This window comes from Rossellomorea vietnamensis (assembly GCF_001305855.1).
Classification (GTDB): Bacteria; Bacillota; Bacilli; order Bacillales; family Bacillaceae_B; genus Rossellomorea; species Rossellomorea vietnamensis_A.
In genome coordinates this window covers 12,753-28,474 of sequence record NZ_LIXZ01000010.1, presented here as the reverse complement: position 1 = coordinate 28,474, position 15,722 = coordinate 12,753, and the positions used below count along the sequence as shown (strand labels likewise).

Here is a 15,722-nt window from a genome sequence, read left to right as displayed (position 1 = left end):
TTTCTCTCATCTTTCAAAGCATAGCTTTGAGTGAATTGGCACCATTTCAATTTTCATTGACGGTTGCCGGGCTTCATAGGGCACGTCCCTCCACCTCTCTAAATAAGAGTAAAGTATCATTTATTTAATTTTTCGAATTGTTAAAGACTCTGAAAATTTGCTACAAGAGAGATTCTATCATCGAAAATAGAAATGTGTCAATTCTTTTTTCTCACGTTTTTTATACTTGAACCGGTTCCTTGCCCCTGGACCTTGTCAGCCAAAGGACGGACTCTACAAATAACAGCTGGCGGTATCCTCCTCTGACTTTCAGGATATTGTTCTCGATCAGTTGGGACAACCGCTCTTCTCCTGAAAGAAGGGATAGCATGTCGTTCTCTTTTCCCTCGATGACAAAGTGTGATTCCCCGCTATGGTCGGTCATGACAGCACAACCTCCGCTTGAAATAGAAATCCCGTAGACGGCCTTTTCACAATGAAACTGAAGAATAAATGCGCTGTCTGGAAACAAGAGTCGTAAGTGATACCTTGAATGACACTGATCTACTAATTCCTCTAAATATATTCGCATGAATACCCTCCCAGTGAAACTTCTATATTGTATCAATTCCACTTTTAGGTATATTTTCCTTTAAGACATTCTCGACATGTTTTGAATGAGTTTATCTAATTTGTCGAACAGTAAGAAATTGGGTGATGACCAGTCAAAAAATGATGAGATTCGAAACATTTCCCGAGAAATATGTCCTCGTTTGTAGAAAGAAAATTGACTGTTTATATCAGCACCGTGCTGGTTGATTTCCCTCGCTCCAGATGCTCGCTTTCCTCGGGGCTCAATTTTCCCGGACAAAATAAAAAGACCTTATCTAAAAAAGGTCTCTTATCCCCACTAATTGTTCTGAATTTTGTTGATGGTTTCGTATAGGTATGGCACGGATTGAAAGGCATAGATTCTCTCCATTTCCACTCCATCTTTAAATAAAAGAAGGCAGGGGACGCTTTCAATGGACTGTTCTTCTGCGAATTGGGGCAGATAGTTCAGGTTAGCCTTCACAAAATGAAATGACTGGGGGAGTTTCTCGACCACTTCCATCATTTTACCCGCGACCTGACATGTACCGCACATCGGTGTATATAGATAAACGGCTTCAAACGCATGGTGTTCGATCGATTCGTTTAATTCTTCTGTCTGGCTTACCTCCAACAAAACTAAATCATCCTTTTTCCTAGATATTCTTTATGCACATCGATATTTGCACCAATGAGAACGGAGGCGAGATGATATTCGGGGGCTGCGGCCACTTCCTTATACATCCGGTCGATATAAAGGTGTTCCGCTTCGGGGAATTCACGCTTAAACTGTTTACGTAATTTCTCCCCCGCATCATCCGCATCGACAAGGATGTACACATCCCTTTCAAACAGCTCATCGATGAGTTCGTCCATTTTTGTGATACTGATCGTTCCATTCGTGCAAATAATTTCAATCGGTTCTTTAATTATTCCTCTTACTTTCCGCTTGTCGGTTGTACCTTCGACAATGATTACCTTTTCATCAAGTTCCATCATGATCATCACCTTATCTTTCAGAAATAAGATTAGGATAGTATATTCAGATAATAAGAGATGATGTCCACTTTCTACTCATATTTTCGCTTGTTTAGGAAAATAGTGCAAGTGGTTTGCCTAACGGCTTATAGAAATGGTGCCAGATCCATAAACGAATCTGGCACCGCGGGTCACCTTTAACACCATCCACCTTCGTCACAATCCGTATACCTTGCATCATGGCCTTCAGTGGAAGTATAGTTTTGATAAATTTTATTTTCTTTTGCTTCGAAGTTCGGTTCCATTGTCAGTCCATCAAGGGGCAGGGAAGTTCTCCCGATTGACTGACCATCGAGGAATAATTCGACTTCACCATTTTTAAGCCTGCCTGTCACCCTGCTTGTAACGTCTAATTTCTTTGGTTCAAGCACCATAGTTATTCATCCTTTCTTTTTACGAATACTCATATGATGCCCAAAAAGAATAACAAAACACCTTGAGAAATCCTCAAGGTGTCAGGTTGGAAATTATCCTTCATTAATCATTTTATCGTACTGTTCAGCTGTCATCAGCTTGTCTACTTCTCCAGTGTCTGTTGGTTCCACAACGACCATCCATGCTTTCTCATAAGGTGATTCGTTCACGAACTCAGGGCTGTCGGACAGCTCTTCATTCACTTCTACAACCTTACCAGAAACAGGTGCGTACAGCTCAGAAACGGTCTTTACCGATTCAACACTGCCGAAAGGCTCGTCCGCTTTGATTTCATCTCCAACTTCAGGTAACTCGACGAATACGATATCACCCAGCTCAGATTGTGCAAATGATGTGATTCCTACGCGTACATTTTCCCCTTCAACTTTGACCCACTCGTGTTCTTCTGAATAACGAAGTTCTTTCGGTGTACTCATTCTCTATCCCTCCAAATGCTAGTTATACAACCTAATATTGACACACTTTTCATCGAAAAAGCAAGAAAACTAAGTGTGAATAATGAAACTTTTTCATCGTCCACAATCTGGAATTCACGAACCCATATTTACTTCCATGTTTCCTCGAACGTCTCTTCTTTAAAACCTACGGTCACCTTGCTTCCATCCGTTGTGATCGGACGTTTGATCAGCATTCCGTCTGAGGAAAGGATTTCTAATAATTCATCATCAGATGCTAAGTTCACTTTATCTTTCAAGCCCAGTTCGCGATACTTTTTGCCACTTGTATTGAAAAATTTCTTAAGAGGGTATCCACTTTTTTCATACAGGCTTTTAAGCTCCATTTTTGACGGGGGATTTTCTACAATATGTATTTCATCTATGGAGAGACCCTGGTCCTCCAACCACTTTTTTGCTTTCTTGCATGTACCGCATTTTGGATAAGAATAAAAAGTCAATGACATCATTCCACCACCTTTCCTGGTAAGTACCGAATAGGGTATGTTCCCCATCCGGTCACCGTGAAGCTATTTCTTACATTCGACAATATCCGTTAGTATCCTTCTTTTCCGGAACATTACTCGCATTGTTTTTCCACGGTTTCAACCAATTCTTTGAGGAGGACCGTTGCGTTGTCCAGCTCAAGGGAATAAAAACGCTGTGTTCCTTTTTGCTCCAGTGATACTAGCTGCTGATCTCTCAGGATCTTCAAGTGATGGGAAACAGCAGGTCGGGATAGTGTGAGGTTTTCAGTTATCTGATTGACCGTAAGAGGTTCTTGTTCGGCAAGAAGTAAAATTATGTCCTGACGATAAGGATCACTCAGCGCTTGAAATAATGGAATACAAGCACGGAATGTATCGATTGCTTTTTGACCCATAGCCTTCTCCCTTCAACTCATTCACATTCAATTATACCCGTTCTTGTACCTTCCGAACAATATTCGTGACCATTTTACGAGGCATGAATCGAATCGCCCCAGTCAGGATTCGATTTTTCATACCTGGGACGATCACGACTTTGTCGTTAGTCATCATTTGTTTATATCCTTCTTCCACGACATCTTCCACACTCATCACACCCGACTGGAAGAGCTTAGAGGACTGAAGTTCCGCCGCATCGCTGAAGCCGGTTTTGGTCGCACCGGGGCACAGAGCGGTCACTTTCACCCCTTGGCCTGCCCACTCATTGGCCAACGCTTCCGAGAATGACAGGACATATGCTTTTGTTGCATAGTAAACGGCCATCAATGGACCGGGCTGAAAAGCTGCCGTTGACGCAACATTTAATATCCGCCCGTTCTTCCGGCTCACCATCTCATTTCCAAAATACTTACTAAGCTCTGTCAGAGCCGTGATATTCACCTGGATCATATCCAGCTCTTTGGAAAGTTCCGTTTCCTCAAACTCCCCGAATAATCCGAACCCGGCATTATTAATGAGGATATCGACTTTGATTCCTTGTTCTTTAATTTGACTATATAGCTTTTTTGAGGCCTCAGGCTTCGAAAGATCAGAAATAAACACATACGCTTTCACCCCATATTTATTCATGATTTCTTGCGATAAAGCCATCAGCTTTTCCTCACTTCTGGCTACCAAAATCACATCATGCCCGGATCCGGCGAATTTATGGCTGAAATTCAGGCCGATACCACTTGAAGCACCCGTAATTAAAACAGTCTTATTCATCTGTCCTTACCACCTTTTCTTAAATGTTTAAACACTTAAACGTTTAAACATATAGTAATCCACTGCCGTATCGATGTCAAGACTTGAAACGAAAAAGGGACGGACCTCCGATTCGGAGGTCCGTCCCTATCTTACTTACAGTGCATATTTTTCTGCGTCGATCAGCTTTTCTGATGCTTCACGCTTCACTGCGATCACATTGATCGGTGTGTGGCGGGTGAATTTACGAAGAGCCGACAGCATCATACGAAGTGTGTCACCAGTTTCAGTTGCCACAAGCGTTTCTTTTGCATGCTGTTCGATTTCGTTGAAAGCTTCTTGACAGAAGATTTGTGTGTAAAGAAGCTTTTGTTTCGCTTTCTCTACTCCACCTTTTTCAATCGCTTTTTCCGTTCTAAGGACAACGGATTCCATGGCGTAAGCCTGTGAAACGATATCTGCAATGTTCACAAGGATTTCCTGTTCTTTTTCTAGGGCTTTACCATATTTCTGTGCAGCCAATCCTGCCAGCATCAAGCCGATTTTCTTTGCATTTTTCACAAGATATTTCTCTTGTGCCAATGGCTCATCGCCCACTTCTTCAGGCATAAGCATCATCAATTCTTCTTGAAGAGCCTGTGCTTTTTGAAGCAATGGCAGTTCACCCTTCATGGCTTTACGAAGGTATGTGCCTGGAACAAGAAGTCGGTTGATTTCATTCGTTCCTTCGAAGATACGGTTGATACGGGAATCACGGTACATTCTTTCAATTTCATATTCCTGCATGAATCCGTATCCACCATGAAGCTGAACACCTTCATCTACTATATAGTCAAGCACTTCTGTTGCGAAGAATTTATTTAATGAACACTCGATTGCATATTCAGCAATGGATTTTGCAACCTCTGTCCCATTCTTTACTTCTTCATCCGTCAGTTTGCTCATGCGGTCTTCAAATAATCCCACTGTACGGTAAACGGAAGATTCCGCTGCGTACAATTTAGACGCCATGGTCGCAAGCTTTTCTTTCGTTAAGTTGAAGCCTGAGATCGGTGTTTTGAACTGCTGGCGCTGGTTGGTGTATTGAACCGTTACTTCAAGAGCACGTTTACTTGCTCCGACAGCACCTACTCCTAATTTGTAACGGCCGATGTTCAAGATATTGAAGGCGATGATATGGCCTTTACCTGCATCCCCAAGTAGATTTTCAATCGGGATTTCAGCATCCTCTAAGATCAGTGTACGAGTGGAAGAACTCTTGATCCCCATTTTCTTTTCTTCAGGACCTGTTGAAACGCCAGGGAATTCTTTTTCTACGATGAATGCTGAGAAATGCTCCCCATCAATCTTCGCATACACAACGAACACATCAGCAAATGCAGAGTTCGTGATCCATTGTTTTTCCCCGTTTAAAATGTAGTGGGTACCTTCTGCGTTTAATTTTGCCGTCGTCTTCGCACCAAGGGCATCCGATCCAGAACCTGGCTCCGTCAATGCATAAGCTGCTAATTTTTCACCGGTAGAAAGTGCAGGAAGATATTTTTGCTTCTGCTCTTCGTTACCGAAAAGAACGATTGGAAGGGATCCGATCCCAACATGGGCACCGTGAGAGATGGAGAATCCACCCGCACGTGACATTTTTTCAGCAATCAAAGCCGAACTTACTTTATCCAATCCCAATCCGCCGTACTCTTCAGGTACATCGGCTCCCAGAAGACCAAGATCCCCTGCTTCTTTTAAGAGGCGCACAGAATGATCGAACTCATGATTTTCCAGATTATCAATGACAGGTACCACTTCTTTCAGTACATAGTCCTCTGCCGTTTTCGCAATCATTTTTTGCTCATCGGAATAATCCTCCGGTGTGAAAACTTGCTCAAAGCTTACATCTTCAATTAAAAAACTACCACCCTTGATTAGCTTTTCTGTTTGATTCGCCATTTCGAATCCCCCTAAAATGATATTTTGAAAGAGTAGAGGGCCCCCGAGATTCGAGGTCCGTCCCTCCAATTAACCGATTAATTCAAATACGCCGGCTGCTCCCATTCCGCCGCCGATGCACATGGTGACGATACCGAATTGCTGGTTTCTGCGTTTCATTTCATGTACCAGTGAAAGGGTCAGCTTCGCGCCGGTACACCCTAGTGGATGACCGAGAGCGATGGCTCCACCATTCACGTTCACCCGTTCTTCATCCAGTCCAAGCTGACGGATGACCTGGATTGATTGGGAAGCAAATGCTTCATTCAGTTCAAACAATCCGATATCCGAAAGCTCCAGTCCTGCCATCTTAAGCGCCCGCGGAATTGCTTCTACAGGACCGATCCCCATGATTTCAGGCGGGACTCCCGCTACTGCAAAGCTTCTGAATTTCGCCATCGGCTGCAGTCCTAATGATCCTGCCTTTTCACGGTCCATAACCATGACTGCCGCTGCTCCGTCACTCGTTTGTGATGAGTTTCCTGCGGTTACAGAGCCCTTCACATTGAAAGCCGGTCGTAATTTAGCGAGAACTTCAGAACTCGTTTCAGCTCTGACACCCTCGTCTCTTGAAAATTGGAAAGGTTTTTCAACCAGTTTATTTTCACTGTTCACTGAACGGTGAAGCACATCGACCGGGACGATTTCATCGTCAAACTTTCCTTCAGAAATGGCCTTGGCCGCTTTTTGATGGCTTCTTACGGCAAAGGCATCCTGGTCTTCACGGGATACGCCAAACTTCGTTGCCACCTGTTCTGCTGTATGACCCATGCTCATGTAATACTGAGGGGCATTTTCAGCAAGCTTCGAATTCGGGCGGACCACATGGCCCATCATCGGGACAAGACTCATGGATTCCGCTCCGCCGGCGATCGCCGTATCAGAGTGACCGAGCATGATTTTTTCTGCCGCATAGGCAATGGATTGTAACCCTGATGAACAATAGCGGTTGATGGTGATTGCCGGTACGGAATCAGGAAGACCTGCGAGTCCCCCGATATTCCGTGCCATATTCAACCCTTGCTCTGCTTCCGGCATCGCACATCCGATGATCAAGTCATCGATGTTACCTTCATAATTCCCTGCACGTTTAAGGGTTTCTTTCACTACAAGTGCCCCAAGATCATCTGGTCGCACCTGTGCCAATGATCCTTTTCTTGATTTTCCGACTGGTGTTCTTGCACCAGCGACAATGACTGCTTCACGCATGATATTCCCCCGCTTTCTCATATGATTGAAACGCTGATTAGTTGCGTAATGGTTTTCCTTTTACAAGCATGTGCTGCATTCTTTGCTGAGACTTAGGCTGTGCAACAAGGCTAAGGAATGCTTCTCTTTCAAGATCCAACAGATACTGTTCGTCGACTTCTGTTCCGTATGGTACTTTTCCGCCTGCAATCACATAAGCCAGCTTCTTCGCAATCATCAGGTCGTGGTCTGAAATAAAGCCTGACTGGAACATGGATTGAGCTCCAAGAAGAAGAGTTGCATAACCCGGTTCACCCACAACCGGAACCTTTTTACGGATCGGAGCCGAGTAACCGGCTTCATATAGGCTAAGAGCTGCCTGTTTTGCATCATATAATAAATGATCATTGTTCACGCTGACTCCATCGGCTTTATTCAAGAAATTATTATCCCTTGCTTCATCCCCGGATGTGGAAACCTTCGCCATGGCAATCGTTTCGAATACTTTATTGGCCACTTTTTGAAGATCGAATTCCACTCCGTTTGGAAGGTTGGCCAAGTGCTTCATATAAAGCTCTTTGTTTCCGCCGCCACCAGGGATCAATCCAACACCGACTTCGACTAAGCCCATGTAGGTTTCCATGGACGCCTGGATGTGGGCAGCCGGTAAGCAGACTTCGCTTCCTCCGCCTAATGTCATTCCGAATGGTGCCGCAACAACCGGTTTAGATGAATATTTGATCTTCATCATCGCCTGCTGGAAGTGGCGTACGACCATATCGATTTCAAATACATTGTCGTCCTGCGCTTCCATGAGGATCATCGCCAGGTTCGCTCCTACACAGAAGTTCTTACCCTGATTTCCGATGACCAGCCCTTTGAAGTTCTTTTCAACTTCATCAACGGCAAAATTGATCATTTGGGTGATGTCCATTCCGATGGCATTGTTTGGAGAATGGAATTCAAGAAGTGCGATTCCGTCCCCGATGTCAATCAGACTGGCCCCGGAATTCTTTTTGATCAGTTTTCCTGCGTTCTTCAGCGCCTTTAAGTCAAGGACCTTCGGGTTCCGCTCTACAAGTTTGTAGTCGCCATTGTGATAGAAATAACGCTCTCCATTTTCCTCTTTATAGAAAGTCGAGTTGCCTTCTGAAAGCATCGTTTCCACCCACTGTGGTACAGTGCGGCCTTCTTCCTTCATACGGGTTACCGATTTTTCCACTCCGATGGCATCCCATGTTTCAAATGGTCCCATTTCCCATCCGAAGCCCCACTTCATGGCTTGGTCGATGCCCACGATATCATCGGCGATTTCACCATGTAGCTCGGCTGAATACGTTAAGACCGGTGACACGATATTCCACAGAAGTGACCCTGCCTGATCTTTTGCATAAACAAGTGATTTGACTTTATTTTTTAAGCCCTTTTCATTTTTCGCCATTTCAAGAGAAGCCGTTTTCAGCTTTTGGCGGGGTTGATAGTCCATCGTTTCAGGATTGAGCTCCAGGATTTCTTTCCCTTTCTTCAGGAAGAAGCCCTGCCCGCTCTTACTGCCAAGCCAGCCGTTTTCAAGCATTTTCTGCATAAACGCCGGTACTTCGAACACCTTCTGTTCTTCACCTTCCACTTGGTCATACACATTCTTAGCAACATGTGCGAATGTATCAAGTCCTACTACATCGAGCGTACGGAAAGTGGCGCTTTTCGGTCTTCCGATCACAGGTCCCGTGATGGAATCGACTTCCCCTACAGAGTAGCCGCCCTTCAGCATTTCCTGGACGGTGACAAGTAAGCCATACGTTCCAATACGGTTTGCAATGAAGTTTGGCGTATCCTTTGCCATGACGACACCCTTACCGAGGACGTCTTCACCAAAGGTTTTCATGAAACTTACGACTTCCGGATCCGTTTTCTTCGTCGGGATCACTTCAAGAAGCTTCAAGTAACGTGGCGGATTGAAGAAATGCGTTCCAAGGAAATTCTTCTGAAAGTCTTCTGACCGTCCTTCCGACATCGCCTCGATCGAAATCCCTGACGTATTGGAACTGATGATGCTTCCCGGTTTACGGTAGCGCTCCACTTGTTCGAACACTTTCTTCTTAATATCTAAATTCTCAACGACTACTTCAATCACCCAGTCGCAATCTCCGATGTTTGCAAGGTCATCCTCGAAGTTTCCTGCCGTAATAAGTGAAGCGTTTTGTTTTGATGTTAATGGAGCAGGTTTTTGCTTGAAGAGCTTTTTTAAAGCGTTTTCACTAAACTGATTACGAAACGCCTTACTCTCTTCCGTAAACCCCTTCGCTTTATGTTCATCGGTCAATTCTCTTGGTACGATATCTAATAACATTGTCGGGATGCCGATATTTGCAAGATGCGCGGCTATTCCTGAACCCATGACTCCTGATCCTAACACTGCGGCTTTCTGAATTCTACGAACCAATGGTATTTCCCCCTTATACACACTTTGAATGAATACTCATTCATTTTTTACTTAAAAAAAAGACTCGAATGAGTTCCTGTTACATCTAATATATCGGATTTTCTAAAATATCGCAATATTTAAAGAGTTAAATTTACAAAAAATTCTCTATTGTCTCCCATAACGTCCATGGGCAATCTTCCAAATCAACCTATTCAACAACCCCAGTCCACGTGACATACACAACCGTAAAAATATTTTTTCCTATTATATATATGTGAATTTTGAGGGACGGACCTTGGATAGACGACCATTTTTCCTCCCATTTATTATTGAAATCTTGTTATAAAGGGCTTTTCCGGCTCTCTCGGCTTCATTCCCACGGAAAATTGGAGGTCCGTCCCTCATATTTTCTGAGTGATCCGGGAATGTTAGGGGTGGAGGTGTTCTATATGGCGAAGCAGAAGAAGGATCCTTCTAAGGCTGGGGTTAGTGCAGCGAGTGTGAAGGGGGATGCCGGTCCGACGGTAGAGATGGACGGCGGCGGCAAGAGAAATAGTCAAAACAATCAATTTAAGAAGCAATCATAGAAATGTTTTGGAGGCTGCACCCGAATACTATGTTCGGGTGTTGTTTTTTTATGGGTTATTGGTGGGTTGAATGGGGGTTTGCTGTTTTTATCGACCATTCGACCAGTTTTGCCACCGCCGCACCTACAGCACATCTACCCCATCTCACCCAATCCCATACAAAAATTAACTTTGCCTTCCCGTCCCTTTTGAAGTAAACTATTATTATCAACTCAAAGACGTCAGACCTCCTACTTTACCAACAACACGATCAAAGTAGCTCGTCTGTTTTTTTAAGTACACGAATGATAACGTTTACAGATAAGGAGACTATGTGAATGAAGCGCAGATTTTTGTTTTTTACGATTGGACTTTTCATTTTGACGATGGGGGTTGCCCTGATCATTAAGTCAGGCCTTGGAGCCTCGGCCTGGGATGCCCTCGCCGTTGGGGAGTCGAATATGTTCGGAATCACTGTGGGAACGGCAGTATTTATCAATGGGATTGTTTTGATTGGTCTCAATGCCCTCATTATGAAAAAGAAGCCTGATGTCCTCGCTGCAGGATCGATTCTGGTCATTGGCCTGTTGATCGATTTTTGGCTGCTCGTCGTCTTTAATAATTATGCACCGGGGATGTTGATGAATCAGCTGTTTACCCTGGCCTCCGGGATTTTGACGATGGGTCTTGGAATTGCGATTTACCTTCAGGCGAAGTTTCCGGCAAGTCCAATGGATACCCTTATGGTGGCGATCCATACACGTTTCGGATTAAACCTTCGTAACTCCCGGATCATCAGTGAAGGATTTGCCCTATCACTTGCTTTCCTCTTTAAAGGGGATATCGGAATCGGGACGATCATTGTCACCCTCACATTAGGGTTCGTCGTTCAATACAGCTTCCCGATATTCGAACAGCTCTTCGAGAAAAAGTCATTGGCGAAAGCAGCAGTTACTGCTGACTGATCCCAACCAAAAAGCAACCTTCCCAATGTGGAAGGTTGCTTTTTTAGATGTTTAGGCAGAGGATTTCAAGAAAGACTCACTCCCCCTTTAGCATTCAACAGCTCATTGATACGTTTTCTCTGGCTCTTATTCGCAAGCACATATAGGGTATCTCCAGCTTTGATCATCGTTTCACCCATTGGAGTGATCAATTCACTATTTCGGATGACGGCAGAAATTAATGTTTTTTCAGGGAGATTGATGTCTTTGATTTCTTTGTTCGTAATATAGGCATCATCGTTTATGAGCACCTCAAGCATTTCATTATTTGTTTTCCCAATGGAAACGAGTTCGATGCTGTGGGCGATCGGAGGTTTTTCTTTTCCTGCAAGCTTAAGATAGTTTGCCAAAGGAGAAATCGTCGTCCCTTGAATCAGGGCGGATAGAAGAACCACGAAAAACACGACGTTGAAGATGACTTCGTTGTTTTCAATGCCTGCTACCATCGGATACGTTGCCAATACGATCGGGACCGCTCCCTTTAAGCCTGCCCATGAAATGAAGAATTTTTCTTTAACGGTGAAATTCTTTGCCAGCGCTAAGCTTAGATAGACTCCGAGAGGTCTCGCTACAACAATCAACAGAATCGCAAGCATGATTCCCTGCCACGCTATCCCCGGCAGGTGCTGAGGGAAGACCAGCAATCCAAGGAGGATGAACATGACGATCTGCATCATCCACGCAAATCCTTCATTGAAGCGGACAATGGAATGGCGGTAGGTGAGTTCCTTATTGCCGACGACGATTGCCATGATATAGACGGCAAGGAGACCACTCGCCTCCAGGATGCTTGTAAAGGCATAGGTGAAGATGGCAAGGGAGATGGACAGGACCGGATACAGTCCGGACGAATCCAGATTGATTCGATTGATGATCCACACGGATGCCAGACCCAGAGCCAATCCTAGGACCAAACCCATTCCCATCTGCCAAAAGAAGCTCAATATCAGGGAAGCAGGATTCAATCCGGGGAATTGAATCAATTGTAAAAACGCAACGGTTAAGAAAATGGCCATGGGGTCGTTACTGCCGGACTCGGCTTCCAATGTGGAAGATATCTTCGGTTTGATGTTTTTGTTCCCAAGTACGGAGAACACCGCTGCAGCGTCGGTTGAACCGACGATCGCCCCGAATAGCATCCCTTCAAGCCAGCTCACGCCGAGTATGTACTTGGCTGCCACCCCGATGGATACGGTGGTTGCCACAACCCCGATGGTTGCCAGTGAAAGGGCAGGCTTATACACCTTCCGCACATTGCCCCATTTCGTTTGAAGGCCACCCTCGAACAAAATGATGATGAGTGCCAGCGTTCCGATGAATTGAGTCATAGGGGCGTTATCGAAGAAGAAGTATGTATTAAGGATCATTCCGACGATGATGAACAGAATCAGGGAGGGGACGCCCAGTCGTGTGGAGAATTTAGCGGTGATCACACCGACCAGTAGCAAGAGGCCAAGGAGCAGGGTCAAATTATCAATGGTCATTTCCATAGTATCGCCTCTAATTTCATGCAGATTATTCCTTTATAGTATATAACATTGTGAATTATGTAACAATTAAAACGCTTTCCTTCTTCCCCCTTATAAATGTTTACCCATGATGATGTATTCATGCGGCACGTTCGGATAAAATCCTTCCCGGATGATTTTAAATCCACCGGCATGATAAAAGGCGATGGCTGTATGATTATCTTTTCGAGTCGTGAGGAGGACCTGTTTTTCTTTTCTATTTTTCAGTAATTGCTCAACCAATAGCTTGCCGATTCCCCTGCCTCTATATGACGGGTCGACACCCAGCTCCACAAGTTCCATGCAATCCTTCATCCATTCACGCTCAGGATGTAAATGACGAGCGAGTAAATCGTGATAGTACTGCCCTTTCCTTGAAGAATAGCCATAAATATAACCGGCCACCTGGTCATCGATAATGGCCAGGTACCCTTCGAAAAACGGATACGTGGAGTGCCGTTTAAATTGGTCTTCCATGCCTCTCGGATCCACCTGAAATAGGCGGCAATATAACGTAATCATTTTCTTGAAATACTTTCCTTCCACCCGAAAAGGAATGATTTTCATTTTCCATGCCTCCCGTCAAACAAATAAGACCCTATGAGCATCCATAGAGTCTTCCTCTTACTTACTATTATTTCTTTATGACCCCTTTTAGAACAAAGGCGACGTTCGCTGGTCTTTCAGCCAGTCTTCTCATGAAGTATCCGTACCAGTCCGTGCCGTATGGGACATAGACGCGCATTTTGTAGCCTTCCTTGACCAGTTCATGCTGACGCTCCACACGGATTCCGAAAAGCATTTGAAACTCGAATTGCTCACGTGGGATCTTATATTCCTCCACGAGTCTTTTCGTATATTCGATCATCTCATCGTCATGGGTGGCGATAGCCGTATAATTCCCGTTCAGCAGATGAGTCTTGATGATTTTTTTGAAATTATCGTCTACATCCTTCTTATCAGGAAACGCGACTTCAGGTGACTCTTTATACGCCCCTTTTACAAGACGCAGATTGGGGGAATACGCATTCAAATCATCGATATCCTTCTCTGTTCTATATAAATAGGCTTGGATGACCGTGCCGATATTATCATATTCCGACTTCAGACGTTTGAAAATATCAATGGTCTTTCCGCATCGCGTGTAGTCTTCCATATCAATTGTGACGAATACGCCCTGTTTGGTTGCTTCATCAAGAATCAATCTCATATTCTTCATGACAACCCCTTCAGAAATATCCAGTCCCATTGAAGTCATCTTGAGGGATAGTTGAGATTTAAGGTTCTCTCTCCCGATCGCACGAATGGCTTCTACACATTCAAGGGCCATTTCGTTTGCTTCACGCTCGTTGTCCACAAACTCACCCAAATAGTCGATCGTTACAACAAGATTCTGACTATTCAGCTCGCGGATAACCTCAACTGCCTGCAGGATGGAAGACCCTGCAACGAACCGGCCGGCACCAAATCGCAGGCCATATTTCTTAGCAAGTTTCGTCATCGGCTTATTTTTTGAAAGGAATAAAAAGAAATTACGCATTGCTTGCTCCATGTTGCTTACCCCCTGAAAAAAACATATATATCCTACAATGAAACCGTTTTCCTTATTGCTAAAAAAGAGAAGGTTCACACTATTAGTATATTTACCAACATTTTATCACCTTTTATACGTTTTGAATATACTTTCAATACTTTCTTAGTAGAATATTATCGTAATTTGTCCATACGTGAATAAGACTGTTGGATTGTAGGAAAAATAACCTTTGCCTTCTGATGATACCGCTTTCTTATTACGCCGTATACAGGGTAATATTACCTATCCGAAAGCAGCGAAAGGGTATCGAAGACTATAAAAGGAAACGGAGGAATGGAACATGCAACAACAACCTCAACAAGGGAGCCAGCAGCAAGCATACACACAACCGCCGAACATGCTCACTACGAAGGATTCACTGTATTTGAACGACATGCTTGCCTGGAATCTGAATGCCATGAAGAAATGTCATTTTGCCGCCGCCCACTGTCAGGATACTGAGATTAAAGCCGAATTGGACAAGTGCGGCCAGATGCATCAGCGCCATTATCAGCAACTGCTTGCCCACCTGAACACCACTAATCAAACTATGATGTAGAAAGGAGTCTTGAAACCATGAATCAACAGAATCAGCAAAAAGTCCAAAACCCGCAAACACAAGTGCCGGAAACGCCACAAATGAACGATCGCGACTTTATTACGGATGTCCTGTCCCATGAGAAATATATGACGGCTTCCTACTGTACGGCTTTGAATGAAGCAAGCCATCAAGCTTTGTATCAGGACCTCCTGACGATTTTCAATGAAACGCAAAATGCCCAACGCGAATTATACAATGAAATGTTCCGCAAAGGCTGGTACAAGCTGGAGGCTGCAGACAGTCAAAAAATCCAGCAGTCCTATCAGCAGCATCAGCAGTATTCTTCTCAATTCCCATATGGGTATGGCGGTCAGGTACAATAATGTTGAAGGCAGACTCCGGTCTGCCTTTATATATCTCCCAGAGTCGTTTAGAATCCCCCTCCGCATCTCCCCCTTGCCAGAATGAATTCAATAAAAAAAGCACCCTCTTCTCATCAAAGGGGTACTTTTCAAGAATCATTCTTCATTTTTCTTCCTGCTCATTTCTCCGCGGTGTACTTCATTCATCTCTTTGATCTCACCGACGATCCGTTTCATCTCATCTTTGCCTTCAGGATAGAGAGAATTCCAATGTTTCACCAGTGCCGGCATGTTTTTGGCGATGAATGAGTAAAGAGCGTATTGTGTCACCATTTCTTTCTTGGCGGCGTCGGTTTCACCGACCAACAGTTCCGTATACTTTTCAAGCAATGCATCAAATTGTTCAGGGAATTCCTTCATTGCGT

19 protein-coding genes and 1 riboswitch are annotated in these 15,722 nt (G+C 44.2%); of the genes, 4 read left to right on the top strand and 15 right to left on the bottom strand.

Translation table 11 applies throughout. The features are described from left to right. Window positions 1-3 precede the first annotated feature (3 nt). A riboswitch (SAM riboswitch) is annotated at window positions 4-109 on the bottom strand. 111 nt (window positions 110-220) lie between these two features. From AM506_RS13615 to AM506_RS13565, 11 genes are all read right to left on the bottom strand, one after another. Further along, window positions 221-571: an SCP2 sterol-binding domain-containing protein gene (locus AM506_RS13615; protein WP_060673040.1), complete on the bottom strand. Its 351-nt coding sequence runs from the start codon at window positions 569-571 to the stop codon at window positions 221-223. 318 nt (window positions 572-889) lie between these two features. After that, window positions 890-1,204: a thioredoxin family protein gene (locus AM506_RS13610; RefSeq protein WP_200908451.1), complete on the bottom strand. Its 315-nt coding sequence runs from the start codon at window positions 1,202-1,204 to the stop codon at window positions 890-892. Window positions 1,205-1,209: 5 nt separating this feature from the next. Then, the gene (locus AM506_RS13605; protein WP_060673038.1) at window positions 1,210-1,566 is read right to left on the bottom strand and encodes a toprim domain-containing protein; all 357 of its coding nucleotides are present in this window, start codon (window positions 1,564-1,566) and stop codon (window positions 1,210-1,212) included. A gap of 179 nt (window positions 1,567-1,745) precedes the next feature. Then, window positions 1,746-1,982 (bottom strand): YusG family protein, encoded by a 237-nt coding sequence (locus tag AM506_RS13600; RefSeq protein WP_060673037.1) that lies wholly within the window; start codon window positions 1,980-1,982, stop codon window positions 1,746-1,748. 93 nt (window positions 1,983-2,075) lie between these two features. Continuing rightward, window positions 2,076-2,459, bottom strand: coding sequence for a glycine cleavage system protein GcvH (gene gcvH, locus AM506_RS13595; protein WP_060673036.1), 384 nt, complete (start codon window positions 2,457-2,459; stop codon window positions 2,076-2,078). A gap of 128 nt (window positions 2,460-2,587) precedes the next feature. Further along, a complete protein-coding gene (locus tag AM506_RS13590) occupies window positions 2,588-2,944 on the bottom strand; it encodes an arsenate reductase family protein (RefSeq protein WP_060673035.1) in 357 nt (118 codons plus the stop codon). A 113-nt stretch (window positions 2,945-3,057) separates the two neighbouring features. After that, the gene (locus AM506_RS13585; protein WP_044338179.1) at window positions 3,058-3,360 is read right to left on the bottom strand and encodes an ArsR/SmtB family transcription factor; all 303 of its coding nucleotides are present in this window, start codon (window positions 3,358-3,360) and stop codon (window positions 3,058-3,060) included. Window positions 3,361-3,391: 31 nt separating this feature from the next. Beyond that, complete coding sequence (locus tag AM506_RS13580) at window positions 3,392-4,171, bottom strand: SDR family NAD(P)-dependent oxidoreductase (protein WP_060673034.1); 780 nt, start codon at window positions 4,169-4,171, stop codon at window positions 3,392-3,394. 135 nt (window positions 4,172-4,306) lie between these two features. Then, the gene (locus AM506_RS13575) at window positions 4,307-6,091 is read right to left on the bottom strand and encodes an acyl-CoA dehydrogenase family protein (protein WP_060673033.1); all 1,785 of its coding nucleotides are present in this window, start codon (window positions 6,089-6,091) and stop codon (window positions 4,307-4,309) included. A 69-nt stretch (window positions 6,092-6,160) separates the two neighbouring features. Beyond that, complete coding sequence (locus AM506_RS13570; protein ID WP_060673032.1) at window positions 6,161-7,339, bottom strand: acetyl-CoA C-acetyltransferase; 1,179 nt, start codon at window positions 7,337-7,339, stop codon at window positions 6,161-6,163. A 37-nt stretch (window positions 7,340-7,376) separates the two neighbouring features. Further along, entirely contained in the window at window positions 7,377-9,761 is a 2,385-nt protein-coding gene (locus tag AM506_RS13565) for a 3-hydroxyacyl-CoA dehydrogenase/enoyl-CoA hydratase family protein (RefSeq protein ID WP_082386368.1), read from the bottom strand. Between the two features lie 431 nt (window positions 9,762-10,192). Here AM506_RS13565 and AM506_RS22145 point away from each other — a divergent pair, with 431 nt between their 5' ends. Together AM506_RS22145 and AM506_RS13560 are read left to right on the top strand one after the other, a co-directional pair. After that, window positions 10,193-10,330, top strand: coding sequence for a YuzL family protein (locus AM506_RS22145; RefSeq protein WP_082386367.1), 138 nt, complete (start codon window positions 10,193-10,195; stop codon window positions 10,328-10,330). 317 nt (window positions 10,331-10,647) lie between these two features. Then, a complete protein-coding gene (locus AM506_RS13560; RefSeq protein ID WP_060673031.1) occupies window positions 10,648-11,274 on the top strand; it encodes a YczE/YyaS/YitT family protein in 627 nt (208 codons plus the stop codon). A 65-nt stretch (window positions 11,275-11,339) separates the two neighbouring features. Here AM506_RS13560 and AM506_RS13555 read toward each other — a convergent pair whose 3' ends face one another. From AM506_RS13555 to AM506_RS13545, 3 genes are all read right to left on the bottom strand, one after another. Continuing rightward, window positions 11,340-12,803 (bottom strand): potassium/proton antiporter, encoded by a 1,464-nt coding sequence (locus AM506_RS13555; protein ID WP_060673030.1) that lies wholly within the window; start codon window positions 12,801-12,803, stop codon window positions 11,340-11,342. A gap of 90 nt (window positions 12,804-12,893) precedes the next feature. Continuing rightward, entirely contained in the window at window positions 12,894-13,388 is a 495-nt protein-coding gene (locus tag AM506_RS13550) for a GNAT family N-acetyltransferase (protein WP_060673029.1), read from the bottom strand. Window positions 13,389-13,455: 67 nt separating this feature from the next. After that, window positions 13,456-14,373, bottom strand: a complete 918-nt coding sequence (locus AM506_RS13545) for a proline dehydrogenase family protein (protein ID WP_060673028.1) — start codon at window positions 14,371-14,373, stop codon at window positions 13,456-13,458. Window positions 14,374-14,695: 322 nt separating this feature from the next. Here AM506_RS13545 and AM506_RS13540 point away from each other — a divergent pair, with 322 nt between their 5' ends. Together AM506_RS13540 and AM506_RS13535 are read left to right on the top strand one after the other, a co-directional pair. After that, a complete protein-coding gene (locus AM506_RS13540) occupies window positions 14,696-14,953 on the top strand; it encodes a hypothetical protein (RefSeq protein ID WP_060673027.1) in 258 nt (85 codons plus the stop codon). Window positions 14,954-14,970: 17 nt separating this feature from the next. Beyond that, on the top strand, window positions 14,971-15,318 hold the full coding sequence (locus AM506_RS13535; protein ID WP_060673026.1) for a spore coat protein: 348 nt from the start codon (window positions 14,971-14,973) through the stop codon (window positions 15,316-15,318). A gap of 135 nt (window positions 15,319-15,453) precedes the next feature. Here the strand turns inward: AM506_RS13535 and AM506_RS13530 are convergent, their stop codons facing one another. Next, window positions 15,454-15,717 (bottom strand): DUF2573 family protein, encoded by a 264-nt coding sequence (locus AM506_RS13530; protein ID WP_060673025.1) that lies wholly within the window; start codon window positions 15,715-15,717, stop codon window positions 15,454-15,456. Between the last annotated feature and the right edge of the window lie 5 nt (window positions 15,718-15,722).

Excerpts from the sequence above, each read along its gene's own strand:
- AM506_RS13580 (WP_060673034.1), bottom strand. The coding sequence starts at position 4,171 with ATGAATAAGACTGTTTTAATTACGGGTGCTTCAAGTGGTATCGGCCTG.
- AM506_RS13615 (WP_060673040.1), bottom strand. The coding sequence starts at position 571 with ATGCGAATATATTTAGAGGAATTAGTAGATCAGTGTCATTCAAGGTAT.
- AM506_RS13590 (WP_060673035.1), bottom strand. The coding sequence starts at position 2,944 with ATGTCATTGACTTTTTATTCTTATCCAAAATGCGGTACATGCAAGAAA.
- AM506_RS13560 (WP_060673031.1), top strand. The coding sequence starts at position 10,648 with ATGAAGCGCAGATTTTTGTTTTTTACGATTGGACTTTTCATTTTGACG.
- AM506_RS13530 (WP_060673025.1), bottom strand. The coding sequence starts at position 15,717 with ATGAAGGAATTCCCTGAACAATTTGATGCATTGCTTGAAAAGTATACG.
- AM506_RS22145 (WP_082386367.1), top strand. The coding sequence starts at position 10,193 with ATGGCGAAGCAGAAGAAGGATCCTTCTAAGGCTGGGGTTAGTGCAGCG.
- AM506_RS13540 (WP_060673027.1), top strand. The coding sequence starts at position 14,696 with ATGCAACAACAACCTCAACAAGGGAGCCAGCAGCAAGCATACACACAA.
- AM506_RS13600 (WP_060673037.1), bottom strand. The coding sequence starts at position 1,982 with ATGGTGCTTGAACCAAAGAAATTAGACGTTACAAGCAGGGTGACAGGC.
- gcvH (WP_060673036.1), bottom strand. The coding sequence starts at position 2,459 with ATGAGTACACCGAAAGAACTTCGTTATTCAGAAGAACACGAGTGGGTC.
- AM506_RS13605 (WP_060673038.1), bottom strand. The coding sequence starts at position 1,566 with ATGGAACTTGATGAAAAGGTAATCATTGTCGAAGGTACAACCGACAAG.
- AM506_RS13575 (WP_060673033.1), bottom strand. The coding sequence starts at position 6,091 with ATGGCGAATCAAACAGAAAAGCTAATCAAGGGTGGTAGTTTTTTAATT.
- AM506_RS13545 (WP_060673028.1), bottom strand. The coding sequence starts at position 14,373 with ATGGAGCAAGCAATGCGTAATTTCTTTTTATTCCTTTCAAAAAATAAG.
- AM506_RS13555 (WP_060673030.1), bottom strand. The coding sequence starts at position 12,803 with ATGGAAATGACCATTGATAATTTGACCCTGCTCCTTGGCCTCTTGCTA.
- AM506_RS13535 (WP_060673026.1), top strand. The coding sequence starts at position 14,971 with ATGAATCAACAGAATCAGCAAAAAGTCCAAAACCCGCAAACACAAGTG.
- AM506_RS13550 (WP_060673029.1), bottom strand. The coding sequence starts at position 13,388 with ATGAAAATCATTCCTTTTCGGGTGGAAGGAAAGTATTTCAAGAAAATG.
- AM506_RS13585 (WP_044338179.1), bottom strand. The coding sequence starts at position 3,360 with ATGGGTCAAAAAGCAATCGATACATTCCGTGCTTGTATTCCATTATTT.
- AM506_RS13570 (WP_060673032.1), bottom strand. The coding sequence starts at position 7,339 with ATGCGTGAAGCAGTCATTGTCGCTGGTGCAAGAACACCAGTCGGAAAA.